Source organism: Fibrobacter sp. UBA2449 (assembly GCF_002342555.1).
Taxonomy (GTDB): Bacteria; Fibrobacterota; Fibrobacteria; order Fibrobacterales; family Fibrobacteraceae; genus Fibrobacter.
Map to the genome: position 1 here is coordinate 283956 of NZ_DDQF01000006.1, position 24528 is coordinate 308483.

17 protein-coding genes and 1 tRNA gene are annotated in these 24528 nt (G+C 55.5%); 7 read left to right on the forward strand and 11 right to left on the reverse strand.

Annotated features, from left to right (window positions below; genetic code table 11):
- Nucleotides 1-86: 86 nt before the first annotated feature.
- Nucleotides 87-1193: a 3-phosphoserine/phosphohydroxythreonine transaminase gene (serC, locus tag B4B27_RS04540; protein WP_073320460.1), complete on the forward strand. Its 1107-nt coding sequence runs from the start codon at nt 87-89 to the stop codon at nt 1191-1193.
- Nucleotides 1194-1264: 71 nt separating this feature from the next.
- On the opposite strand, the gene B4B27_RS04545 is transcribed toward serC, so the two are convergent.
- Genes B4B27_RS04545 through B4B27_RS04575 form a run of 7 tightly spaced genes read right to left on the reverse strand, consistent with a single transcriptional unit; the run spans nt 1265 to nt 6950 of the window.
- Nucleotides 1265-1597: a GerW family sporulation protein gene (locus tag B4B27_RS04545; RefSeq protein WP_290724119.1), complete on the reverse strand. Its 333-nt coding sequence runs from the start codon at nt 1595-1597 to the stop codon at nt 1265-1267.
- 21 nt (nt 1598-1618) lie between these two features.
- Nucleotides 1619-2464, reverse strand: a complete 846-nt coding sequence (locus B4B27_RS04550) for a hypothetical protein (protein WP_290724121.1) — start codon at nt 2462-2464, stop codon at nt 1619-1621.
- Between the two features lie 25 nt (nt 2465-2489).
- The gene (locus B4B27_RS04555; protein ID WP_173380935.1) at nt 2490-3314 is read right to left on the reverse strand and encodes a hypothetical protein; all 825 of its coding nucleotides are present in this window, start codon (nt 3312-3314) and stop codon (nt 2490-2492) included.
- Entirely contained in the window at nt 3314-4165 is an 852-nt protein-coding gene (asd, locus tag B4B27_RS04560) for an archaetidylserine decarboxylase (RefSeq protein WP_173380934.1), read from the reverse strand. The genes B4B27_RS04555 and asd overlap by 1 nt, the downstream gene beginning before the upstream one ends.
- Nucleotides 4166-4189: 24 nt before the next feature.
- The gene (locus B4B27_RS04565) at nt 4190-5026 is read right to left on the reverse strand and encodes a hypothetical protein (RefSeq protein ID WP_290724123.1); all 837 of its coding nucleotides are present in this window, start codon (nt 5024-5026) and stop codon (nt 4190-4192) included.
- A 23-nt stretch (nt 5027-5049) separates the two neighbouring features.
- Entirely contained in the window at nt 5050-5994 is a 945-nt protein-coding gene (locus tag B4B27_RS04570) for an asparaginase (RefSeq protein ID WP_290724125.1), read from the reverse strand.
- Nucleotides 5994-6950: a hypothetical protein gene (locus tag B4B27_RS04575; protein WP_290724127.1), complete on the reverse strand. Its 957-nt coding sequence runs from the start codon at nt 6948-6950 to the stop codon at nt 5994-5996. The genes B4B27_RS04570 and B4B27_RS04575 overlap by 1 nt, the downstream gene beginning before the upstream one ends.
- A 104-nt stretch (nt 6951-7054) precedes the next feature.
- On the opposite strand from B4B27_RS04575, the gene B4B27_RS04580 reads away from it, so the two are divergent.
- The 4 genes from B4B27_RS04580 (at nt 7055) to ychF (ending at nt 11228) form a co-directional block, all read left to right on the forward strand.
- On the forward strand, nt 7055-7879 hold the full coding sequence (locus tag B4B27_RS04580; RefSeq protein WP_173380930.1) for a TIGR02147 family protein: 825 nt from the start codon (nt 7055-7057) through the stop codon (nt 7877-7879).
- A complete protein-coding gene (locus B4B27_RS04585) occupies nt 7879-9438 on the forward strand; it encodes a hypothetical protein (RefSeq protein WP_290724130.1) in 1560 nt (519 codons plus the stop codon). Before B4B27_RS04580 ends, B4B27_RS04585 begins: the two co-directional genes overlap by 1 nt.
- Before the next feature lie 103 nt (nt 9439-9541).
- Nucleotides 9542-10045, forward strand: a complete 504-nt coding sequence (locus B4B27_RS04590; protein WP_290724132.1) for a hypothetical protein — start codon at nt 9542-9544, stop codon at nt 10043-10045.
- Between the two features lie 85 nt (nt 10046-10130).
- Nucleotides 10131-11228, forward strand: a complete 1098-nt coding sequence (ychF, locus tag B4B27_RS04595) for a redox-regulated ATPase YchF (RefSeq protein WP_173364943.1) — start codon at nt 10131-10133, stop codon at nt 11226-11228.
- Nucleotides 11229-11342: 114 nt separating this feature from the next.
- Here ychF and B4B27_RS04600 read toward each other — a convergent pair whose 3' ends face one another.
- The 4 genes from B4B27_RS04600 to B4B27_RS04615 form a co-directional block, all read right to left on the reverse strand.
- A complete protein-coding gene (locus B4B27_RS04600) occupies nt 11343-11924 on the reverse strand; it encodes a hypothetical protein (protein WP_173364944.1) in 582 nt (193 codons plus the stop codon).
- Nucleotides 11924-14203 (reverse strand): formylglycine-generating enzyme family protein, encoded by a 2280-nt coding sequence (locus tag B4B27_RS04605; protein ID WP_290724135.1) that lies wholly within the window; start codon nt 14201-14203, stop codon nt 11924-11926. Before B4B27_RS04605 ends, B4B27_RS04600 begins: the two co-directional genes overlap by 1 nt.
- Before the next feature lie 90 nt (nt 14204-14293).
- Nucleotides 14294-19564 (reverse strand): excinuclease ABC subunit UvrA, encoded by a 5271-nt coding sequence (uvrA, locus tag B4B27_RS04610; protein ID WP_290724137.1) that lies wholly within the window; start codon nt 19562-19564, stop codon nt 14294-14296.
- Between the two features lie 92 nt (nt 19565-19656).
- Nucleotides 19657-20694, reverse strand: coding sequence for a T9SS type A sorting domain-containing protein (locus tag B4B27_RS04615; protein ID WP_290724139.1), 1038 nt, complete (start codon nt 20692-20694; stop codon nt 19657-19659).
- A gap of 219 nt (nt 20695-20913) precedes the next feature.
- On the opposite strand from B4B27_RS04615, the gene B4B27_RS04620 reads away from it, so the two are divergent.
- Together B4B27_RS04620 and B4B27_RS04625 are read left to right on the forward strand one after the other, a co-directional pair.
- The gene (locus B4B27_RS04620; protein ID WP_290724141.1) at nt 20914-24312 is read left to right on the forward strand and encodes an MFS transporter; all 3399 of its coding nucleotides are present in this window, start codon (nt 20914-20916) and stop codon (nt 24310-24312) included.
- Nucleotides 24313-24413: 101 nt separating this feature from the next.
- A tRNA-Ala gene (locus B4B27_RS04625) sits at nt 24414-24486 on the forward strand.
- The last annotated feature ends 42 nt before the right edge of the window (nt 24487-24528 follow it).

Consider the following 24528-nt stretch of genomic DNA (forward strand, 5'->3'; position numbering starts at 1 on the left):
CGAGCATGGCGCATTTTGCTATTTTTACGCGCGTAATTTAAGAGTCCCCGTAAACCATGCGGGGCAAAACAAAAAGGAACACAACCATGGCAAATAAAGTCTATAACTTTAGCGCAGGACCGTCTGTCCTGCCCGAACAGGCACTCAAGGAAGCATCTGCTGCATGCATCGACTTCGAAAACAGCGGCATCAGCATTCTCTCCATGAGTCACCGTTCAAAGCCGATTGAAAACATGTTCGCCCAGACGGAACAGTACCTCCGTGAATTGATGGGCATCCCTGAAGACTACGACATCGTTTTCCTCGGTGGTGGTTGCTCCCTTCTGTTCTGCATGCTCCCGATGAACTTCTTGAACCAGGACGCTACAGCAGACTACGCTCTGACTGGCGTTTGGGCAAACAAGGCTTACAAGGAAGCCAAGCAGTTCGGTAACGCTCTCGCCGCTTGCGACACCAAGTCCGAAACCTACAGCCGCATCGACAAGAACCTGAAGCTTTCCGACAACGCGACCTACCTCCACGTGACTGCCAACAACACCATCTACGGTACCGAATGGCACAACTTCCCGAAGCCGAAGTCCGGCTTCCTCATGGCTGACGTGAGTTCCGACTTCCTCGCCCGTAAGATCAACGTGTCCGACTTCGGCGTTGTGTACGGCGGCGCCCAGAAGAACATCAGCTGTGCTGGCGTGACCGTGACGATTATCAAGAAGGGCCTCCTCGGCAAGGTGAACCGCACCATCCCGACGATGCTCAACTTCCAGACCCACATCGACGCTGCCAACATGTTCAACACGCCTCCGGTATTCGCCGTGTACGTGATGAACCGCACCCTCAAGTGGCTCAAGGAATTCGGTGGTGTCGAAGCTATCGAAAAGGTGAACCGTTCCAAGGCTGCTCTCCTTTACAGCGCCCTCGACAATTCCAAGGTGTTCGTCGGTACCGCTGCCAAGGAAGACCGTTCCATCATGAACGTTCCGTTCGTGTTCAACAAGGACGTGGTTGCCGCCGACAAGGCTGACGATCTCGCCAAGGAATTCCTCGAATTCGCAAAGGCTCGCGGTCTGCAGCAGCTCAAGGGTCACCGCTCCGTGGGTGGCTTCCGCGCATCCATCTACAACGCGATGCCGGTCGAAGGCGTGCAGGCCCTCGTTGACTGCCTCGGCGACTTCGAAAAGAAGGTTCTCGGCTAAAAAAAGATCCCCGTGCAAACGGGGATGACAAGCTGTTTTAATCGTCACCCTCGCAAAAGCGAGGGTCTTTTTTATTCTGCGTCAGACTTCTTGAATTTGTTCACGACGTCGGGAACGATGTCCATGACCTTCGACACAAGCGAGCTGTCCTTGCTGATGGGCATCACGCGCACATCGTCGCCCTTGATGACGAGGAAGGCGACCGGTTCGACCGAAGCGCCACCGCCGGAAGCGGACGTATCGCCCTTGGACTGGTGACCGCCAAAACCGAAGCCCACGGACACGCGGCTCACGGGCACAACGGTAGATTCACCGGCCTGGATGGGGTTACCGATAACCGTTTCTGCCTTAGTGATGAAACGGAGCTTTTCCAAAAGAGTTTCTGCAAGTTTTTCAATAGCCATATTTTTAATATAGATTAAAGATTAGAACCTGGCTTCATAAATGCGGTCGCTCGCCGTGAAAAAGCGACGTTCCAGGTCAAACCAGCCAAGGTAGCCCCACACGACAACGATTCGCCCACCAGGTAGACGCGATGCGATGCCGTTCACTCCTTCGCCGGCGTTGAAGTAAGTATTTTCCACATCGCGGACAACGCCCTTGGGTTCAACCTTTTTCAGTTGCGCAGCCCACCGGTCATAGGTATCGGAATCCACCTGTTCCCAGCTTCGCGCAACGTTCCACTGCAAATTCGCATCGCGATAACTCTGCACCAGAACCGGGAAATACGACTTGACGCCCAAGAAATTCTGCGTCTGGATCGAAGTCCGTCCCGCCTCGCGATGTTCGAAGGGCAGGCTCAGGAATTCCTGCGGGAACCCGCCGCGATAGCCGGGGAAATTGCGGACATACTGTTCGAGGTCGCTCCTTTCGTACCGGCGGAAGCTATCGTGACGGAATATGAAAATGCGAGCGTCGGAGCGAATACTTTGTTCCAAGAACGAGCCGCGGAGGATTGGAACAATCCCCTGGAAACGACCGCTGTTGGTGTAATAATCCATCGCATAGACATCGCTCTTGAATTCGAGAATAGACACATCGAGCGTATCGCCCGGCATTACCGGATAGCTAAAGTCCACCCGCTTCACAAGCGAAGGGATGTTCTCACCCACCGGATTTTCGTTCACGTTCACATGCGACGGACGAATGTTCTTATAAAGAATCGAGGCATGGTCCAGCGGCGGGACTTCCTTTTCCTTGCATGCGCAAACAGCCATCGCCACGAAGGCGAAAGCGGCAAGCAGGCAAAGGCGAGAGACCCGGCAATTCATGACGTTAAATTTAGAATTGAAGGATCTAGTCATGCCGAACCGCATTGTTGCAATGTTCATAGAGAGGGCATTTTGCGCACCGGCACGTCGACTCGCGACAAATAAAGTCGTTTTTTCCCCATTCCAGGTAGAACTGGAGCGCATGCGCTGCCACATAGGGGCAATCCGGACTAAGGATCTTGCAATAATCGTCCAGCATCTTCTGCTTTTTTTCCGGTTCCAGGTCCGCAAAAGAATCGTCCCGAGCAGGCCCCAGCATCGCAAGGAAACGCCTCGCCCCCATCGTCAAGGGGAGGGGCGCCGGACGTTTGGGAGATGCGCAACCAAGCCCCAGGCCAATCGGAGCGGGAATCAGCAGACGGTAGATGGCGGCACAGGCCTTCGGCCTCGGGTTTCCTTTTCCAACAAAATAAATTTCACCGAGATCGCGCCATATTCCCTCGGGGGTTCTGGAATTGAGCCACTCCAGCATGTTGCCGTGACGACGCACAAAGAGCCCGACACTCCAGAAAATTCCGGGAACATCCGGCAAGAGTTTCCATTCGTAGCCTTCGAGGGCAGATTCCGCGCACGACTGAATTTCCTTGACACTCGGCACAGGGAGATTCCAAAGGCGGTCGCCCGGGAACTGCTTCTGTAGCGCCGAGAGAACCGAGACAAACGCCGGATAATCGATTCCCTGGAACAAAGTCGTCCCCAAAAGCGTCCACGCAATTTTGGCCGAGACGTCGGATTCCCTAGACGAAACGGCGACAACCGGATCGGGGACTTTGCTGAAATGTCGTATAAAATCGACGGTCGACTTGAAAAGCGCAGGCTCGTCGCTTGCAAACCGCCTCGCCGAAACCATTAGAGTGCCTCGCCCACCTTGACCGCCATACCCACGCGGCTCTGGAAAAGGCCCGGGTTCCTTTCGCGGATTTTCTTGTCCACCACGAGAATCACGGTGCTACCCATCTCGAATCGGCCCAACTCGCCACCTTTTTCCACCTCGATTTTTTGAGGCGGATTCCAGTCGTAGCGTTTGCAGTCCCTGGGAAGCTTGCCCGCGTTCACCAGGAGGTCGTCAGTATAGGCGACCCCGATGCGGCCCACGTTGGTTGCACCCACCTTCACCACGAGCATCTCGGAACCGTCGTCCAGGCGGATGTGGCTCGTGAGGCGTTCGTTGATGCAGAAGAGGCCTTCCACTCGTTCCACGCTCCCGACATTCACCGGCCAGAGCGTCCCGGGACAGTAGCTCGCCCCCACCACTTCCCCCTTCACGGGACTATGGATGCGGTGGTAGTTGAACGGAGCGAGGTAAATCGTAGCAAAGGCGCCGCCCTCAAAACGTTTCGCCATTTCTTCGTCGCGGAGCAAATCCTTGAGCGTATAGGTCTTGCCCTTCGCCTGAATCAGTTCCTGTTTCTCATCGAAAGTGGCGGTCTGCGAAAGGACGCCATCGACAGGCGAGACAATCTCGGAATCCGCAATCGGACGCATGCCGGGTTTGAGCCTGCGGATGAAAAGTTCGCCAATATTCCTGTAATGCGAAATCGGGTATTCCGATTCCTCCATGTTCAGCTTGTAGTAAGCGGCAAAGGCGTTGCGCGCAAGCTTCGAGAAAACGGGAATGCGGAGGCGCGTAAAGACACCGAAGGCGCGGCTCGCGGCGTTCTTCGGCAAAAGCTTCATGAAAACGTAAAAAGCGGTATTCATAATTTGCAAGATAGAAAAAAGTCGCTAGTGATTTTCGAGTTTGCCCACATCCGTGCTGAACATCTTCCACAGGCGAGGTGCAAAGGGGCGAGACCATTCCTTCTCGGGAGCGACCCGGCTTGTCGTTGCTGCCGTAAATTGCGAATACGTCAAGAAAACAAGCTCCCCATACCGCACATCCCACATGGTCCAGAGGATTTCCCAGGTAAAGCCGCCCTTCTTGCCCAAATCGGGAAGCATTTCAACCTTGAGGTAAATCGGCATGGTGACATACCTGATTTCGTAGCGGGATGCGATATCGTTCAACAGGTTTTTGAGCTTGGCAGGGACCTCGCGCTGCAAATCCTGCTCTACGCTGTCTCGCGACACCCAGGGAGCCATATCCGAAAGCGGCTTCCCATCGGCGAAGACGCTTTTCAGCAAGCGGAACGACAACGTGTCCAGATAGAGAGAGTCGGCATCGGGCAGCCTCATCCCCGGAAGCAGTAGTTCTCGCCGCATTTTAGGGAACGCTTTCGCGAACAGGGAATCCTCGACATGCGCAAGGTCGAAATCGAGTGCATCTGCGCTAAAGCTGTGGCACATGCGGCAATCATCCGGACGTTTCGCCACCACCTTGAGCGTCGGGAGCACCCCCACGACCGCCGAAGAATCCAGGCGCGAATAGGCAATGCCGTTCCATTCGCGATACGACTTTTCGTCGCTGATCTTGAGTTCGATTTCGCCACGGGTCCCGCATTCCTCGCACGGCGCATCCCGCATGCCGGAATCTCCGTCACCGGAGCCGCCGCGGGCATCGTCGCGAAGGCCGGCACAACCCACAAGCGAACAGATAACAAACAAAGCAAAAAAACGTTTCATCTTCATCAAAATAACAAAAAAAGCTACAGGGAGAAAATCCGCCGCAAGTCACTCACCCTGTCCGTCACAGTCAGGGCGAGGCGCAAAAGGACTGCGGCCTTTTGCGGCGGGAGCCGTCCGGCACATATCCGGCCTGGGGCCAGGCGCTCGTTAAGCGTAACGAGCCCGTGGTGGATCCGCGTCGAGACCACCACGGGGATATCGATGCCGGACAGGGCTTCCGCCCAGCCACGGCTGAACTCGCCCGACCCCGCACCCGCAATCACGAGCCCGTCCGAAACGCTAGATGCATACAGGAGGATTTTCGGGTTCGCATCCACAGAGAAATACACGACGTTCACGCGCGGGAGCGAATCGAGCCCGGAGACATCGAAAAAATTCTGTTCCTTGAGCGCATTCCAGTTGGAACCTTCGCCGGGATAGTTCACGCCCATGGGATTCATGGCGCTCGCGCTGCACTTCTGCACGCTGCGGGCATCGAAAAGTTCGCCACCGAAATAGACCCACACCTTGTTTTCGGGAGGGTCGTCATCCACGGCAAAACCGGCTGCAGCACGCACGGCACCAAGGAGATTCGCAGGGCCATCCGGATTCTTCGCCGTCGAAGGTTTCATCGCTCCCGTCAGGACAACCGCCTTTTCGCACTTGACGGTGAGACTCAGGAAATAGGCCGTCTCGTCCATCGTGTCGGTCCCATGCGTTATCACGATTCCATCGACCGCATCGTCTTCCTGCAGTTCCTTCACGCGGTTTGCAAGCGAAATCCATATTTTGTCTGTAATATCGTCGGAATTGACATTGCAGATTTCTTCGACCCGCACGTCCGCATATTCCAAAAGTTCCGGCACGGAGGCCACCAGGGTTTCGCCCGGAATCTGGCCAGAAACGTATCCCGTATCCTTGCCGCTCTCGCCGACGCCCGCAATCGTTCCGCCCGTCGTAAGGACAACTATCCTCTTCTTCGCCATCACATCACCTCTTTTATCAGCAAGTCCGTATCAACGCCGTAGAACTTTTGCAGGGCCTCGTCGACACTCATCGTGCGCAGGCTCTTGACAAACATCTTGAAATGCGAGAAGTCCGCATTCCGCGAAAGCATGCGTTCCACCATTTTTTGCGAATACCAGTACAGACGATTGGCCACGTCGGCATTCGGCTCCTTGACAAACGGTTCCGTGAGGGCTTCCTTCGAAGGAATCCCCCCAGCCGGACGTGGATTCCCCGTCCGCGAGCCGTCTATAACCTGCGCTATGCCCTCGTTGATCCACAAGGGCACCTTGGCATGCGTCATCGCCCGCACAAAGGAATGCGTGAGTTCATGGAAAAGAACCGGACGGTATATTTCGCGGTAACGCATCATCTCTACGGGTACACGGAGCTTTCCATCGTAAACCGCGCCAACCCATTCGGGCCGCGGCCCCATGCCCTGGTACTCGTTCGACCTGTAAAGCACGAGGCTCATCTTGTTCTGGGGCCTAAAATCAAACAGGCGGCAGAGGGAATCATAGGCGACTTCGAGAACCGCAAGCGCTTCCATCACATCGCTTTTCGAAGGATGACCCTCGAATTCTACGCGGAAATGCATCGAGCGCTCTATTCCGAGTTCTTCCATTTCGCGTATGAGCTGCGCCGACTTTTTCTTCAGGAAATCGAAATCGGGGGTTTTTGTCCCGATGCTGTCGACATAGCGGATACATTCCTCGTACCTTTCCTGCTCGTACAGGATGCCCGCCAGGTGGAGTTGCAGGTTCGAATCGTGAGGATCATCACACAAAAGGGCTCGGACGCTCTTCTCCGCACATTCCCAATTCTCCGATTCCAGGCATTCCGTGGCGTTACGGACGAGAGCTTCCCTACGCTCGAACTCGAATTTCTCGGCCCTCTGCGCCTCAAAAAAACGCCAGCCCGCATAGAGCAAAAGCATTGACAAAAAGGTAACGATTAAATTTTTCATTTCGGGAAAACCGCCCTGTCCAAAATATATATTTTTTTACAAACGGCCACTTCCCGTGGCCTTGGGACAGCAACATGACCATATACGACTACACAGATTACCGTGACATCATTCGGGATTTCTATCTCGAAAAGAAGAACGGCAACGGCCGGTATTCCTATAGCGTACTCGGGCAGGCCATCGGCCTCAACGCGAGCCACGTCTTCTGCATCGTCGAAAAAAAGAGAAACCTCCCCGTCCGCTGTGTTCCCGCCGTCAAGAGAATTTTGGGCCTTACCGGCCGTGCCGCACGCTACTTCGACTTACTCCTCGCCGCATCCCGCACCAAATCCGAAAAGACAAAGACCGAAATCCTTGCAAAGGCCTTCCTGCTGCGCGATGTCAAGACGCACAGCCTCGCCGACAAGGAACAGAAATACCTGAGCGACTGGTGGACCCCCGTCATCCGCGCCCTCATCGAGGTGAACCAGGGCAAGGTCGACGCGAAGGAGATTTCCGAAAGCCTTGAACCCTCCATCGAGGAGGATAAAGTCCAGGAAAGCATCGATATCCTGAACGAACTCGGATTCATACAGGACCTCGGGAACGGCCGCGTGAAACTCGCCGACGCCCATATCAACATCGCCGGAGAGCAGAGGGCGCAGGCCATACGCCAGTTCCAGGCCAACGTCATGCAAATTGGCGCCCGTTCCCTCAACACCATCGACCCGGCCGACAGAGATATTTCTACACTTACAATGGCTGTGGACCAACAGGGTTTCGAAGACATCAAGGCCATGATCCAGGAATTCCGCAAGGACGTCCAGATCCGGGTCGACAAGTGCGGCAAGCCAACCCGCGTGTTGCAGATGAACCTCGCCCTGTTCCCCGTAGCCTTCAATAAGAAGAAAACAAAATAATGAAGTTCGCGTCGAAAATATTATTAGCGGCTCCCCTTGCGTTTTTCGCGGCCTGCACAAACTCCGGCACCGCCGGCAGCACGACAGAAACCGAAAACGCAATAGCCAAGGAAGAAGGCGGCACCGTCTCCATCCAGGTATTTAGCGGCACGGACAAGGCAGAAAAGGCCTCCTACAAGGTTCTACCCAGCTGGTTCGTCACCGATTCTACGGAAACCATCCATTCTGAAGACTACGCCTACATCGGCGAGACGGACAACCTCGGCAAGATTTTTATCGAGAACCACAAGGAAGGCTCCTACACCATCCAAATCGAGAAGGGCGATTCCGCCGCGGTGTTCCAGTACACGCTGAACAGCCTCACCAAGAACTACACCCTTTCCAAGGCGAACCTCCGCAAGCGCGGCGCCATCAAGGGATGGATTTCGCTTCCCGAAAACGCGACTCACGCCTGGGTCAACGTGGAAGGCATCGGCCGTATCCAGAAGACGGATTCACTCGGATTCTTCCAGTTCGATTCGCTCCCTGCCGGCAAGCTTTCGCTCAAGTCGTGGAGTCCAGAAAGCAACGAATGCATCGCCGACGCGAACGTATCCGTCGTCTCCGACGAGACAACCCATGTCGGCCATGTGCTCTCCCCGGCAAAGAAGGGCTACGTCCATTCCATGAAGTTCAAGCCCGTCGACCTCGTCTCCGACTGGATGCGCCCGATTAAAGCCCCCTACGTGCTTGTCCTCCGGCTCGATTCCACGAACTTCAAGTTTGCCGAAGCAAGCGAAGACGGCAGCGACCTGCGGCTTTACGCAAGCAACGGAGCCGAAGTCGAAATGGAAGTCAACGGCTGGGATGCATCCATCAAGAGCGCGACCGTCAACATCCGTCTCGAGAACCTGAAGGACACTTCCGACACCTGGACGCTCGAATGGGGCAACACCGATCCGAGCGACAGGGAGCCCGCCGATATCTGGAGGGACATCAGCGATTCGCTGTGGTACGACCTCAATACCGTCGAGATATTCCATTTCGACAGCGGGACCATCCGCAGCGACCTTCCCGCCCCCCTGACAAGGGACAACTGGTACATCCAATTCCACAAGAAGGATTCGCTGACCGATTCCGTAACGACTTCGTTCCTCAACTCCCTGAGCGTTCTCCAAAGCGATACAAAGGGCCGTTCCGGCAAGGTGATGCATATCGAATACGATGTCGAATACCCGGACATCGTCGTCTTCGGCACGCGCCTCACCCGTCACCCGCACGACTGGAGCCGCATGGATTCCGTAGTCGTATGGCTGCGCGGCGACTGTGAATTCGAAGTCATCCTCGAATCCCTCGACGAAGATCTCAACTACAAGGCCTCGTACAAGGGCGAAGCCAAATCGAACTGGCAGAGGCTCGTGCTGCACCCCGAAGACTTTACCTACAAGCTCCGCGATTACCACGGCTGGGACATCACGCGCAACAAGATAACGAACTTCACCGTGTTCATGTACAACGGCTCCAACCTCTGGCTCGACAACGTCCGCGTCTACGGTATCAACCGCGACGACCTGCGATAAAAGCAAACAACATAAAGCAACGCAAAAACCTCGGCATAATCGCCGGGGGTTTACTATATTGTAAGCACAAACACCCTCATTGGGGTAAAAAAGGAGACAAAACGTGAAGTTCAAATCCATAGCTCTATTTCTGTTCATTTTCGCGCTCTTCGGCAATGCGTTCGCAGATGACGGAGATGTCAAATTATCCCCCTCCATCGCAGGCAAGAAGCTTTCCTTCCATGACAGGAATTGGTTTATGGGCGAACAGATTGTCGACGCCGATGTCGCCATCAACGCCATAAAGTCGAAAGAAGAATCTTCAAGCGCCTACAGCACTGCCATGGGATTCTACTATCCGGGCCTGGTGCTTGCCTATGCAGGCGGCGCTGCACTGGGATACGGAGTCGTAGAATGGATCTGGGGAGACGGAGACCTCGGCATGTACCTCACCCTCGGCGGTGCCGGAGTCATAGGAATCTCGCTTCTGCTCTCGCATATCGCAGACGGCTACATGCACGACGCCATCGACCTCTACAACAAGGGAATCGGCATTTCGGAAACATCGCTCCGCCTTAAGCTCGTCCCCACAGAACAGGGTGGAATCGCCGTGGCGCTTGCATTCTAGAGCCACCCTGCAGCTCGCTTTTTTCTAAATTTACCCGCGTTCAAAGAGCGCGGGTTTTTCCGTGCATTTTCAATCGGAGTTTACCATGGGTTTCAAATGCGGTATCGTAGGCCTCCCGAACGTAGGCAAGTCCACCATCTTTAACGCAATCACCAACGCCGGCGCCGAAGCCGCGAACTACCCCTTCTGCACTATCGAGCCGAACGTAGGCATGGTGAGCGTCCCGGACAGCCGCCTCGACGAACTCGTGAAGGTCTACAACCCGAAGTCCATCGTCCCCGCCGTCACTGAATTCGTGGACATCGCCGGCCTCGTGAAGGGGGCCGCCCAGGGCGAAGGCCTCGGCAACCAGTTCCTCACCCACATCCGCGAATGCGAAGCCATCATGGAAGTCATCCGCTGCTTCGACGACGAGAACATCGTGCACGTGAGCGGTTCCGTGGACCCGGTGCGCGACGTAGAAGTCATCGAGACCGAGCTCATCCTCAAGGACCTCGACACCGTCGAGAAGCGCCTTTCTACCGAAGCGAAGGGCGCCCGCACCGGCAACGCCGAAGCGAAGGCTCGCCTCGCCGCCTGCGAACTTTTGAAGAAGACCATGGAAGAAGGCAAGGCCGCACGCACCGTGATGCACGACAGCGACGAGATGGAGCTCATCGTCAAGGACCTTGCGCTCCTCACCGCAAAACCGCTCTTCTACTGCGCCAACGTGAAGGAAGACGACATCCTCACCGGAAACGCCTACGTGGACAAGCTCAAGGAATACGCCGCCGCAAACGGCCACGAAGTCATCGTCATCAGCGGCAAGATTGAAGAAGAACTTTCCGCGATGGAACCTGCAGACAAGGCCGAATTCCTGAAGGAACTCGGCATGAAGGAATCCGGCCTCGACGCCGTAGTGCGCAAGGGCTACGAAATCCTGGGCCTCCGCACGTTCTTCACCGCGGGTGAAAAGGAATGCCGCGCCTGGACGTTCCATGCTGGCTACAAGGCCCCACAGTGCGCAGGCGTCATCCACACCGACTTCGAACGCGGCTTCATCCGTGCAGAAACACTCAGCTATGCGGACTTCCTCAAGCACGGCAGCTGGAACGCCGCCAAAGAAGCGGGCCTCGTCCGCACCGAAGGCAAGGACTACCTGGTACAGGATGGCGACATCATGTACTTCCTGTTTAACGTGTAACTAAGATAAGTCGCGCAAAGCTTTTTCGCATACGTTCTCGTATGCGTGAGGTAAGCTTGCTTGCCGAAATTTTTTTCGTGTTTTAGGAGGGTCTTAGGGAGGGCGGAGCCTTCCCTATTTTCTTTTCGCTTTGAATTCTACGATAATCGGGCGGATGATTGCGGCGAGGTTCATCGCCGTTCCGATGAGAATCAGCACGGACGCAGCATAGATTCCAGCGCCCGGCTCCACATGCAGAACCTGCATGCCCATATTGACACAGGCGCGCCCTATCTGCGAGAAGAACGCCCATAGCGCAAACATCGAGAGCATGCCCATTGTCAGTGAGCCAAGCGCCGTAAACCAGGCAAAGGCAGCCGCGAGCACCAACGCGCCAACTATCCCGAACAGATGCGGAACCGGTTCCAGCTGCGGGAAACCGGGGAGCGATTCCTTAAACCTTTCCAGGGACTTCGGGTTGCTCTGTTCCATCTTCTCAAGGTAACCCTTGGCAGGCTCCTTCAGCGCTTCATGCATGTCGAGTCCGGAAGCAATCTCGTAGAACGACGGTTCCGCAATGACCTGCGTGTCGCCACACGATACCGTCATAAGCGGCATCAGCAACCCGAGAAGGGCCAGCAGGTAGGGAACCGAGATAATCTTCCGGAATAGCTTGAATCGCTTGTCGCTCTTGAGTTCTTCAGCGGCAGTCGCCATTAGCGTCCCTCAAAAAGTTTCTTCGGGAATACGCAGCGGAACCCGATGGCGTCGGACCAGTAGCGCGGGTCTTCGTCGTCGCTTTCCGTCAGGTTCTGCATCGATTCCTTGTCCTTCCAGGAACCGCCCTTGTAAACCTTGGTCGAGCCCATCATCGCACCCGTCGGGTTAGAGGATTCCACCCAGAACGAGAACATGAAGTACTTGTCGCGGGTCCATTCGGCAACGTTTCCGGACATGTCGTAGATGCCCCATGCGTTCGGCTTCTTCGATGCGACAGGCTGCGGGCCGTAGGCTGGGCTCTTCTTGCCCATCTTGTACGAATTCTCGCGGTAGATGGCGTAATCGCCGACATCGCCGTCCTCGTCCAGGACCCAGATGGCGCCTTCGTTATTGTCGGCACGGCCGGCAAATTCCCACTGGGCTTCCGTCGGCAGGTCACCGCCAAGCATCTTGCATGTAGCACGAGCATCATCCCACGTGATATTGTGGACCGGCTTCGAAGGATTCTTGTAGACAGAGCGGTTCTTGATATGCTTGGTCGTATCCGGTTCGCGGAGCATGGTCTGGTCGAAGAGCTGCTGGCTCATCTCGGTCGTCATGATAGCGAACGGGGACATCTTGACTACGCGGCCCTTGTAGCGGAAGGAACCCGAATCAATCAGAGCGACCGCGCCGTAGGTGTTGTCGCGGATAATGCGCGGAATGCTCATCTTGCTGAAGCCCGGCATATCGACATCCTTCGCATAGACGGTATCGTTCTTCTGCTGCGCGGCGACAGCCTTCGCCTTCGCTTCGGCGGCGGTCTTCTGCTGGAGAGCAATATCGTCCGCATCATACTGGTTCAGCCATTCCTGCACCTCCGGTTCGTCCACGATATATTCCGGCAAGATGAAGTCGCCCAGTCCCACCAGGTTCTGGCCATTGTATTCGAACTCGATGCGAGTGTAGCGGTAATGGTGGCGGCCAGTAATCACGCCGTCCTTACGGATCCACACCGGCTTGTTCTGCTTGAGGCTTATAAACACCTTGACTTCGCCCGCATGGTTCTGGAAGAGGGAATAGAGACTGTCAGCATTCATGCCCTTGGCCGTTCCCTTCCACATCACGTCGAAGCGCTGGCCATCCTGGCCGAACTTGAACTTGACTTCTTTCATGGGTGCCGACGCAGAATCGACGCCTTCCCCTTCGACCACCCTTTCACGGACGGGCTCAAAGGAAACAGGAGCCATCGTTCCACGGAGCGGGAGCGCCTGCAAGCTGTCGAGCTTTTTCTTGAAGGCCGTATTGATTTCGCTAACGCCCTTCATGTGGGAATTGCGCCACGCTTCTTTCGCCCTAAGACGCACGCCTTCATAAGCGGACCTGTAATTTTCATAAGTAGCATCGCCTTCGTAGAGGCCAACCGCCACAGCAGGCTTGACCTGGGGATAGCCCTTCGCAAAAGCGTTCGTATCCAGGATATCCACGACCTTCTGCAGTTCGGCGATGAACTTGTCATAGAGGATTTCCGTTTCTTCGAGGTTCTTGGCCGCCTTGACAGAAGCTTCATCCATCGAAAGTTCGACCTTCTTGTCGGCCTTGGAGGAATCAATCTTCATTAGCTTGGGCTGCATCACGAGAATTTCGCCGGACTTGACCGATCCGATATCCACCAACGGAAGAAAACCCGGGGCAGAGAATTCGAACACGTAGGCGCCTTCCTTGAGCGGATAAATTGCCTTCGGAAGCTTTTTCAACGGAGCCTCTTCGAATGCGGACTCGAGCCCCTTCACATCGCTCTTGAAGACCACGACACCGGGCAAGGCAGTCTCATTCAGAATCTGCCACTTGCCGTTCTTGATGAACAGGAGCTTCGGCACGCGGGGAGAATAAATGAAATACTTGTCGAAGTAGAGATCGTCCTCGTCCTGGAAAGCCTTCTTGTTCTGCGAAGCGTAGAAACGCATCTGGGCAACTTCGAAGGAGTTCAAATGCGCATCCTCGAGGCTAAAGGCGTGAAGTTTCTTGAAATTGTTGTAGTTCAGCTGCCCCGGAACCCACTGGTATTCCTTCGGACCCTTCTTGTGCCTCCAGTAGAGGGTATTTGTCTTCAGCGGGAAGACCGGCTTCTGCGAAACGAGGGACGGCCCCTTCATTTCGACAGCCATGTTCGCAATGGGATCAACCACGCTTCCGGTCGTAAACTGGTTCGGTGCGACCTTGAAATTCTTGTCGGCATCGGCAAAAGAAAGCGCCGGGACCAACAGCAATAGAGGCAGCAAACGGGCAAAGGACATAACTTCTCCTGTTAATTACTCACGGCTACAGAAAAAACCATAGCCCAACCATATTTAAAGATAACATCTTTGTAAGGACTTTGTTCGTGATTATTGGTTGTTTTTGCCCATTTCGAGCAAATATCCGCCCTTTTCGCCACCGACGGGCCCGAGTTCCACCTTCCAGTCGGCGAGGCGGATAATGTCCGGGTGGTGTTCGATGACAATAATGGTATCGCCACGGGCCGAAAGCTTGCGCAACATGTTCCAGAGGATCTGAATGTCCTTGAGGTGGAGCCCTGTAGTCGGTTCGTCGAGCAGGTAGACCATTTCCTGGGCAGGCTTGCGGGCAAGTTCCGCCGCCAACTTGAGGCGCTGGGATTCGCCGCCGCTGAGCGTGGTGACGGACTGGCCGAGTTTCACGTACGGGAGACCCACATCGCGCAGGCATTCCAGCTTCGGAAGAATTTTAGGCTGGTCCTTGAAGAATTCGCAGGCTTCGGCAACGCGCATGTCGAGCACATCGGCGATATTCTTGCCCTTGAAAGTAACGGTGAGGGTTTCCTGGTTGTAGCGTTTGCCACCGCAGACATCGCAGACTTCCCACACATCCGAAAGGAAGTGCATTTCCACCGAAATGGCACCGCGGCCTTCGCAGGCCTCGCAGCGACCGCGAGCCAAGTTGTAACTGAAGCGGCCATAGTCGAAGCCCTTCAACTTGGCTTGCGGCAGTTTGGCGAAAAGCCTACGGATTTCGTCAAACACGCCCGTGAAACTCGCGGGCGTGCTGCGAGGCGTCCCTGAAATCGGGCTTTGGTCCACCAGCAACACTTCGCCGCTCTGTTTTTTGCGGCCGCGGGCCTGGAACTTCTTCTTGAGCCGCGGGTAGATTTCGTCCATGACCATGGAGCTCTTGCCCGAGCCAGACACACCGCAGACCACGCTAATGGCACCCTTCGGGAACTTTACAGACAAATTCTTAAGGTTGTTATGATTCAGTTTTTCGAATTCGTAGAATTCCGTGGAATCGGTAATAGGTTTTGCCGCGATCTCGTTTGCCATCGGGATGGTGTGCGTCAAATACTTGACCGTTTCGCTGCGCGGGAACTGCTGCAAGGCATACGGCTTGGAAAGCTGTTCCGGAGAACCTTCGGCGACGACCTCGCCACCGAACTCTCCCGCCGCCGGACCCATATCGATAATATGGTCCGCCGCCTGCATCATCTTCATGTCATGTTCCACAACGACAAGCGTATTACCGAGGTCGCGCAGGCGGTAAAGCGTATCGAGCAACATGGCGGTATCGCTTTCGTGCAGGCCCACCGTAGGTTCGTCAAGCACATAGAGCACGCCTTCGAGGCCGCTACCGATCTGGCTTGCGAGGCGAATGCGCTGCGATTCACCGCCACTGAGCGTGTCGCCCGCGCGGTCAAGGCCGATGTAGCCGAGCCCCACGCCCTTGAGGAAGTTGAGACGTCCGACAATTTCGCGGAGCAAAGGTTCGGCGACCGTCATCTTGCCATCGGGATTTTTGTCTTTTCCGAAATTGTCGCGTTTGAAGTTTTCGTTGCTGAACCATTCGAGCGCCTGGGCGATGCTCATGTGGTTCACATCCATAATGTTCTTGTCGCCGATGCGAACCGCAAGGTATTCGGGTTTGAGGCGTTCGCCGTGACAATCCGGGCAAACTTCGCCATCTTTAAAGTGACCGAGGCCAAGGCAGGTTTCGCAAGCGCCCCAGTGCGTGTTGAAACTGAAGTGTTTCGGGTTCAACGCCGAATCCATGTACCAGCCGCAATCGGGGCAGCCCGGCTTTTCGGAGCAGGCCAAGCGACCGCCCTTTTCATCTTCCACGTAGAGAATTCCGTTGCCGTCGCGGTAGCCGCGTTCAAAGGCTTCTACCAGGCGGGCACGGTTTTTTTCCTTGACCACCACCGTATCGACCACAGCGAACAACTGTTTTTCGCGGGTCGGAATCTTCGGCAGCGGAAGTTCCTCCAGTTTATTGCCGAGGTAAACCTTGCGGTAGCCCTTCTCAGTGAGGATTTTCGAAAGTTTGAGCACATCCTTGATTTCGAACGGAGCAAGCACAGTGACTTTCTTATTCAAGTCGCGGTCGAAGGCGTATTGCATCAGGTCGCCCGCGCTGTACGAAGACACAGGCTTCCCGCATTTTAAACAATGCGGGGTGCCGACCCTCGCCCAGAAAATGCGGAAGTAGTCATAAATTTCGGTGAGGGTCGCCACCGTAGAGCGCGGGCTCTTGCTCGCACTCTTCTGGTCAATCGCAATCGCAGGTGCCAAACCCGAAATGGAATCGATGCTCCCGTGGTCAGGGCGGCCCAAGAAGCGGCGGGCATATGTGCTCAACGTCTCTACAAAGCGGCGCTGGCCTTCGCTAAAGAGCGTATGGAACGCGAGGCTCGACTTGCCGGAGCCCGAAACGCCCGTCACGACCGTAAGCTTGTGGCGCGGAATCGTCACGTCAATATTCTTCAGGTTATGCTTGCGGGCGCCATGCACCTCGATATCCAGCGACAAGTCTTCGCCGCCCTTGAGCGTGCGGTCGAAATGCTTGTTCTCGCCATGCTTTTTCGCAAGCACCGGCGCGAGATAGCGGCCCGTCTCGGACTTCTTGCTCTTCGCAATCTGTTCCGGCGTTCCCGTCGCAATCACGCGACCACCATGAATGCCTGCATCCGGGCCCAAGTCGATAATCCAGTCGGCGCACTTGATCACGTCCAAATTGTGTTCGATAATCACGACGCTGTTGCCGAGGCTACGCAGACGATTCAGGCAATCCATGAGCTTGCGGATATCTTCGAAATGCAAGCCCGTCGTCGGTTCGTCGAGCAGGTAAAGCGTCTTGCCGGTACCCGGGCGACGCAGTTCAGAAGCAATTTTAATGCGCTGCGCCTCTCCCCCGCTCAGCGTTGTCGAAGGCTGGCCCAAAGTAAGGTAGCCGAGACCCACTTCCACAAGCAAATTCAGCGGTTCTGCAATCTTCGGGATGTCCTTGAAGAATTCCGCCGCATCGGCAATGCTCATATCGAGAATTTCGGAGACGTTCTTGCCCTTATAATAGACTTCGCGCGTTGCATCGTTAAAGCGCTTGCCGCCGCACACATCGCAAGTCACCTGCACGCTGGGCAAAATGTGCATATCCACAATTTTCACGCCCGCGCCTTCGCAGGCATCGCAGCGGCCGCCCTTCACGTTAAAACTGAATCGGCTCTTGCTGTAACCGCGAATTTTGCTTTCCTCCATGCTCGCGAAAAGGTCGCGGATATCGTCCCAAATCTTGGTATACGTCGCCGGATTGCTTCGCGGCGTGCGGCCAATGGGCGTCTGGTCGATTTCAATCACCTTGTCGATGTTTTCGAGGCCTTCCAGATGGTCGAACTTGCCTATCGGTTCTTCGGAATTGTAGAACACGCGGGCCAGTTCGCGGCGCAAAATCTGATTAATCAGCGTACTCTTGCCGGAGCCCGAAACGCCCGTCACCACGGTCAACGCACCGTCCAGCGGAATTTCCACATCGATGTTCTTGAGGTTGTTTTCCGCCGCACCGCAAATCTTGAGTTTCGGCGTATTCTTGTCAATCTTCTTGCGCTTCTCGGGAATCTCGATGGCCTTGCGACCGCTCAAGTACGCGCCCGTGAGCGAAGCCTTGTTCTTCTCCAGCTCCTCAACGGTTCCTGCCGCAATCACGCGACCGCCTTCCACGCCGGCACCCGGCCCCACGTCAATCACGCAGTCCGCATGGCGCATGGTGTCTTCGTCGTGTTCCACGATAATCAGGGAATTGCCCTGCGCACGCAAATGCTCCAGCATCCCGAGCAGTTTATCGTTATCGCGCGGGTGGAGCCCGATGCTCGGCTCGTCAAGCACGTAAAGCACGCCCTGCAGGCCGGCGCCCACGGCACTTGCAAGCCTGATTCGCTGCGCTTCACCGCCCGAAAGCGTGGACGCCTTGCGGTTGATAGTCAGGTACCCCAGCCCCACCGCATTGAGGAATGAAAGTCGCCCGCGGATTTCTTTCAGAATCTCCTTGCCGATTCGCTTTTCCTTTTCGGACAAGTCAATCTTATTGAAAAATTCCACCGACTTCTCGACGGACCATTCCGTCATCTCGGTCAGATTCACGCCATGGAACGTGACCGCATTCGCCGTACGGTTGATGCGCGTGCCGTGGCATTCGGGGCAAACGCCAATTTGCATGTACTTGCGGAAGTGGTAGATGTGCCACATGTCCCACAGTTCCTGCATAATCGGGATAATTCCGCGTTCCGATTCGCTCGGCGTTCCGTAAAGCACGGCATCCTGTTGCGCCTTCTTGAGCTTGTTCCACGGCGTATCCAGCGAAAAATGCATCTCGTTCGCGATGTTCCTCAAGTTGCGGCGCCCGAAGTCGCTGAAAATCAGCGTACCGTCATCCTTCTTGATGGTCGCGATGCAGCCTTCCTTGATGGATTTCGTCTTGTCTGGGATAATCAAGTCCAGGTCGAACTTGTAACTTTCGCCCATACCCTTACAGGCGGGACAGCGGCCCTTCGGGTCGTTAAAGCTGAAGAACCGAGGTTCCAGTTCCGGGATGGAGATGCCGCACTTGGGGCAAGCGAGCAGCGTTCCCTGCAGGCGGTATTCTTCCTTGCCCTCACCTGCCGACAGCAAGAAGCTCACCAACTTTCCGTCGGTCAATTTCAGTGCGCCTTCCAGCGCCTCGCGCAGGCGGCTCATGTTCTTGCGTTCCAGCGTCAAGCGGTCAATCACCGCCTCAATCGTGTGCTTCTCGTAACGCACCAGCGCAGGCACTTCTTCAAGCCTGTAAATCGTCCCGTCCACGCGGGCACGCACAAATCCGTTTTCCTTGAGTTCCGCCAGTTCCTTGCGGTATTCGCCCTTGCGCTCCTGCACAATCGGCGCCATCACCGTAATCTGCTTGCCTTCATCGCTCACATACAAATTATCGACAATCTGGTCCACCGTCTGCGCCTGGATTACTCGCCCGCAATCGGGGCAATGCGGCACGCCGAGGCGGGCAAAAAGCAAGCGGTAATGGTCCAAAATTTCAACCACCGTACCCACCGTCGAACGCGGGTTTCGGTTCACCGTCTTCTGGTCAATCGAAATCGTCGGAGAAATGCCGCGCACGCTCTCCACCTCGGGGTGTTTCATGCGGCCAATGAACTGGCGCGCATACGCCGAGAGCGACTCCACAAAACGCCGCTGGCCTTCCTGGAACACTGTATCGAAGGCAAGACTCGACTTGCCCGAACCGGAAACGCCGGTCACCACCACGATGGAATCGCGGGGAATGGAAAGGTTCACATGGCGTAAATTATGCTCGTGCGCATCGCGGATTTCGATAGACTTGGTCATGCCCCAAATATAAAAAAAGACGGCCTAGCCGTCTAATTTTTAGTGAACATTTGTGCAAAATTTCAATACAAAGCGACCTTTTTACGGAGCATCTACTTCAGCACAATCTTCTCGGTCAGTTCCAGATTGCCCTTGACCTTGAGCAGGTAGCTGCCAGACTTTACCCCGCCGAAATCGATGCGTCCAGCGGCATAGCCACTACGGACCACGTTGCCCTGCATGTCGAAAAGTTTGTATTGCGCCGTGCGGCCAAGTCCGTTCAAACTTACGATACGACCATTTACAGTAACAGAATGCGAGGCCGCCCAAACGGATTTTCGCAAATTACTGACACCACACCTATCCCGGCCCCTGCAAACAGCATGTCCATCGCCATCGGACTTACAATACGACCAGCATTCATCAACGATAGATTTTCCGCCCTTACAAGTCCCTTTGGGACCGACCTCGAAAATACGAAGTGCGCCTTCCATCACAGACGCACCGCCATCGAGTTTAAACATGACCGACCGAGCCGCCTTGAACGCCTCCATGCAACTGGCAACTTTGTTAGAATCCGCAGCCCACGACGGCTGAGCAAAATCCTCGATCGCCTTGTCGACCGTCGTCGGCTCTACAGCCTTGGGAAGCTTCGCAAAACATGGGGTGTTGCCGGTTTTGTCTGTAATGACCTCAAGCCATACTTCCATATCTGAGGTATAAGTGGCACAAAGCCCCCCGGTCGACGAAATGTCGAGCCCAGGGTCGCCCATTTGAACTATATTAAAACCGAACTTGACGAAGTTGTAAGGATATTCTTCTGATTGCCCCGTAATTGCCGGATCTTCCAGATAGTACTTGATAACCAGGTAGCCGAGACTGTCAATCATCGGAGCAATCAACGAGCCGTTATAACCCGTGGTGTCGTACGGATAAAGTGCGTAGGATCCACCACGGTCATTCTTGCGGTCATCAAGATCGTACCAATAGCTGCCAAGTATTCCTGGGTCATGCGAAAGATTTTCTGGATTAGGGGTACTTATCCACATTTCTGCATCAGTTCCATCGAACCAGATTTCAGGATTCACATACTCTGCAAACGCAAACGACGCTGCAACGGCCATACCAACAGTAAGAACTTTTGCTTTCATAGACTCCTCCGTCTCTAAGGATTGGTGATCCCAATACCATCCTTGCCGAAATATAACTTTCTTTTCGAATAAAAGAAATTTTTTTTCAAAAAAAACTTTCCGACTTGGAACATGCCCGACGACCGGCCAAAAGTAATAAAATTGTAAGTTTTTTGACCTTAAGCGAACACTTCCCTATATTCTACATAATTCTATTATTAAGCATCTTTTCGAGGATCTATGAAACTGAGCAAGTACCCCAGCGTCTTCGCGTTCCTGTTGTTCGTCTTTTGCAGCATTTTTGTGCAGATGGGCCTGTTCGTCCACTTCCAGCGCTGGCTGTCATTCTCATTCGAGGGGTCCGCGTTCTGGTGGCGCAGTATGTTACTCCAGGTCGCCATTTTTGCCCCGAGCATATTCATGATGCCCGCGGCAAGCTACTTCGCAGGCCACTTCCACAAGGGTCGCGTGATGGCATGGTCGTCCGTGGGGATGCTGGCCTCCGTCATCGCGATTGTCGTGTGCTACGTGGCCGGCGCCGAATGGGTCGCCTACGGTCTTCTCGGCCTCTACGGCATTTTCCTCGCGGTACTGAGCCCCGCAAAGCTCGGCATCATGAAGGAGATGGTCGAAAGCGAAGACCTCGTAAAAATCAACTCCTGGTACATGGTGCTCTCCGTCCTCGGCACGGCGGGCGCGGCGTTCTTCGCCATGGGGCTTTCGGGCAGGCCCGATTCCCCCGTAAGCATTGACCTTACTCTCTGGATTTACCTTGGACTCAGCGTCGTCGCGACCATCGCCGGGTTCTGCATCCGCGTCGGAGCACACCACGATTCGCTCAAGCTTCGTTCCCCGATGCGCAACTTCTCCGCCACCTGGAGCCACCCCATCGTGCGCCTTTCCATCCTCGGGCTTTCCGCGTTCTGGGGCGTGACGCAGATATTCCTCATCCTCATCCAGAACATGACCGACATGCTCAACACGGCGGTCATTCCCATCTCGATGTTCATCGTCACGCTGGGCTACGTCATCGGCGCCCTGTCGGCAAGCTGGGCATCCAAGGGATTCGTCGAGACCGGATTCATCCCCTTCTCGGCCGCCGTATCGGCTGGCACGATGGTCGCACTACCCTTCGTACACAACGACTGGCTCCAGGGCATCCTCTACGGCATCATCGGATTCTGCGCCGGCTCCGCATTCGTCATCCTCCGCACGGTCATCCAGAGTTTCACGCGTCCCGACACAGCAGGCCGCATCCATGCCGTCGCCAACTGCATCCAGATGGCGTTCCTCGTGCTCATCATGGGCGGGCAGACACTATTACTCATCTTTACGCCAATAACGGTCGACCACTGCTTCATGATCCTCGCGGTCATCCTGGCGCTGACCTTCATCACGAACCTCAGGCAGACCCCGATGGCCCTGCTGCGCGCGGCACTGCGATTCGCATTCGCTTTCGTATTCCGCTACCGCGTCAAGGTGATGGGCGTGCAGAACATCCCCGAGACGGGCCCCCTCCTCCTGGTGGGGCCGCACTTCAGCTTTATCGACTGGGCCGTACTCCAGATGTCGAGCCCAAGGCCTCTCCGCATCGCAAGCAACAGGAACACGTTCGCCGACTGGTACCTACGCTGGCTTTCGCACGGAAAATTCGTCATCGACATCAACAGGCGCGACCCGGCCCCCGCCATGGAAGAAATCCGCAAGGCGCTCCTGAATGGCGAAGCTGTCGTCATCTTCCCCGAGGGCGAAGTCTCGAAAACTCCCTTCGTTTCGACATTCTCCCTCGACTACTCCAAGGCAATCGAGGGTACAGGCGCCCAGATTGTGCCGTTCTACATCCAAGGGCTCTGGGGCAGCCGCTACAGCCAGGCCTCCGAATGCGTCAACCGTCCGCAATCCTTCAACCGCGTCATCAGCGTCGGATTCGGGAAGCCGCTCCCCACAGACGCCAGCGAGAAGCAAATCCGCAAAGACCTGCAGTTCCTCGCCACCGACATCTGGAACATGGCGATGGACCACTCCGAATCGATTGTCCCGCTCTGGTTTAAGGCCATGCGCAAACGCCGCAGCCGAGTCATCCTTATCGACCCCGCAGGCAACCACGTGAGCGGCTACGGAATGATTCGCCTCTGCCACTACTTCGGCAAGAAAATCCGCTCCGTCGCAAGGAACGACCAAAACGTGGGATTCATGCTCGCGACCAGCCGCGACGCGGCACTCGGCATCATGTCCATCCTGGGCGCCGGAAAGACCAGCGTGAACCTCAACTATTCCTCCCCCGTCGACACCATCCTCGGCTGCATCGAGAAGGCCGATGTTTCCACGGTCGTCACGACACACGCGTTCTACGAAAAAATCTGCGGCAGGAACCCCGCGTTCGGGCAAATTGCCGGGAAATGCAAAATGATCTACCTCGACGAGGAAGAAGCGAAGATTACCACGTTCGACCGTATCTTCTCAACGTTCATAGTCATCGCGACTCCCAAGCCCATCCTCCGCAGGCTCTGGTTCACTTCCGCCAAGCTTTCCGACGATGCAGTCATCCTCTTCAGTTCCGGTTCCGAAGGTTCGCCGAAGGGCGTGGAGCTCACGCACAAGAATGTCATCTCGAACGCGCAGCAGGGCGACCACATCATCAAGCTCTGCCGCACCGACGTAATGACGGCGCTCCTGCCCCTGTTCCATTCCTTCGGCTTCACGCTCACGTTCATGATGCCGCTTTTGGACGGCGTTCCCATGGTGCTCTGCCCCGACCCGACCGACATCAAGACGCTCGCCCGCGTGTGCGCCCAGTACAAGACGACCATCCTGATGGGAACCCCCACATTCCTGCGCGCCATCGTCGTGAGCCGCTGGGTCCACCCCATGTGCCTCGATTCGCTCCGCTACATCATCGCAGGTGCCGAAAAGCTCCGTCCCGAGATGCGCGAGACATTCAAGCTCAAGTTCGGAAAGGATATCTACGAAGGCTACGGCTGCACGGAACTCACGCCGCTTGCCACGCTCAATGCCCCGAACGCACTGCTCGACGACTTCCTCACCCTCGAAAAGTGCTGCGACCTGTCGAGCATCGGCATGGGAGTCCCGGGTTCCATCGCGGCAATCATCGACCCCGAGACCAACGAGTTCATGCCGCAAGGCGAAGAGGGCATGCTTGTCGTGTCCGGCCCGCAGGTAATGAAGGGCTACCTCAAGGATCCGGAAAAGACGGATTCCGTCGTCATCGAGATCGACGGCAGACGCTGGTACAAGACGGGCGACAAGTGCAAGCTCACCCCCGACGGGTTCGTCCAGATTCTCGGCCGCTACAGCCGGTTCGCGAAACTCGGCGGCGAAATGATTTCGCTTACCGCCGTGGAGCTCCGCATTGCCGAATCGAAAATCCTCGACAACATGGAATTCGCCGTGACCGCCGTCCCCGATTCGGTGAAGGGCGAACGCATCGTGCTGCTCGTGAATGGCGACTGCGACGTCGAGGAAATCTCGCGCAGGCTGCGCAAGTCCGGAATTCCCCCGCTGATGCTGCCGGGTTCCGTATTCAATGTCGAAAGCATCCCCAAGCTCGGGAGCGGCAAGTGGGATTTCAACGGCATGAAGAAACTCGCCACCGAGCTCGTGGAAAACAGGAACAAATAGCCAGTAGACGAATCTATCGCCAAATCTGCATCAAAATGCGATTTTTGAGGCATCCACACTTGACGGAAGCGCACTTATAAGATATATTTGGCATCACTTACGGGGATATAGCTCAGTTGGTAGAGCGACAGGTTCGCAATCTGTAGGTCATGGGTTCGACTCCCACTATCTCCATGAAAAGAGGACGGTTCATCCGCCCTCTTTTCTTTTCCCCAA

Excerpts from the sequence above, each read along its gene's own strand:
- B4B27_RS04555 (WP_173380935.1), bottom strand. The coding sequence starts at position 3,314 with ATGGTTTCGGCGAGGCGGTTTGCAAGCGACGAGCCTGCGCTTTTCAAG.
- B4B27_RS04565 (WP_290724123.1), bottom strand. The coding sequence starts at position 5,026 with ATGAAACGTTTTTTTGCTTTGTTTGTTATCTGTTCGCTTGTGGGTTGT.
- ychF (WP_173364943.1), top strand. The coding sequence starts at position 10,131 with ATGGGTTTCAAATGCGGTATCGTAGGCCTCCCGAACGTAGGCAAGTCC.
- B4B27_RS04600 (WP_173364944.1), bottom strand. The coding sequence starts at position 11,924 with ATGGCGACTGCCGCTGAAGAACTCAAGAGCGACAAGCGATTCAAGCTA.
- B4B27_RS04605 (WP_290724135.1), bottom strand. The coding sequence starts at position 14,203 with ATGTCCTTTGCCCGTTTGCTGCCTCTATTGCTGTTGGTCCCGGCGCTT.
- B4B27_RS04575 (WP_290724127.1), bottom strand. The coding sequence starts at position 6,950 with ATGCTTTTGCTCTATGCGGGCTGGCGTTTTTTTGAGGCGCAGAGGGCC.
- B4B27_RS04545 (WP_290724119.1), bottom strand. The coding sequence starts at position 1,597 with ATGGCTATTGAAAAACTTGCAGAAACTCTTTTGGAAAAGCTCCGTTTC.
- B4B27_RS04550 (WP_290724121.1), bottom strand. The coding sequence starts at position 2,464 with ATGAATTGCCGGGTCTCTCGCCTTTGCCTGCTTGCCGCTTTCGCCTTC.
- uvrA (WP_290724137.1), bottom strand. The coding sequence starts at position 19,564 with ATGACCAAGTCTATCGAAATCCGCGATGCGCACGAGCATAATTTACGC.
- asd (WP_173380934.1), bottom strand. The coding sequence starts at position 4,165 with ATGAATACCGCTTTTTACGTTTTCATGAAGCTTTTGCCGAAGAACGCC.
- B4B27_RS04615 (WP_290724139.1), bottom strand. The coding sequence starts at position 20,694 with ATGAAAGCAAAAGTTCTTACTGTTGGTATGGCCGTTGCAGCGTCGTTT.
- B4B27_RS04585 (WP_290724130.1), top strand. The coding sequence starts at position 7,879 with ATGAAGTTCGCGTCGAAAATATTATTAGCGGCTCCCCTTGCGTTTTTC.
- B4B27_RS04580 (WP_173380930.1), top strand. The coding sequence starts at position 7,055 with ATGACCATATACGACTACACAGATTACCGTGACATCATTCGGGATTTC.
- serC (WP_073320460.1), top strand. The coding sequence starts at position 87 with ATGGCAAATAAAGTCTATAACTTTAGCGCAGGACCGTCTGTCCTGCCC.
- B4B27_RS04570 (WP_290724125.1), bottom strand. The coding sequence starts at position 5,994 with ATGGCGAAGAAGAGGATAGTTGTCCTTACGACGGGCGGAACGATTGCG.
- B4B27_RS04620 (WP_290724141.1), top strand. The coding sequence starts at position 20,914 with ATGAAACTGAGCAAGTACCCCAGCGTCTTCGCGTTCCTGTTGTTCGTC.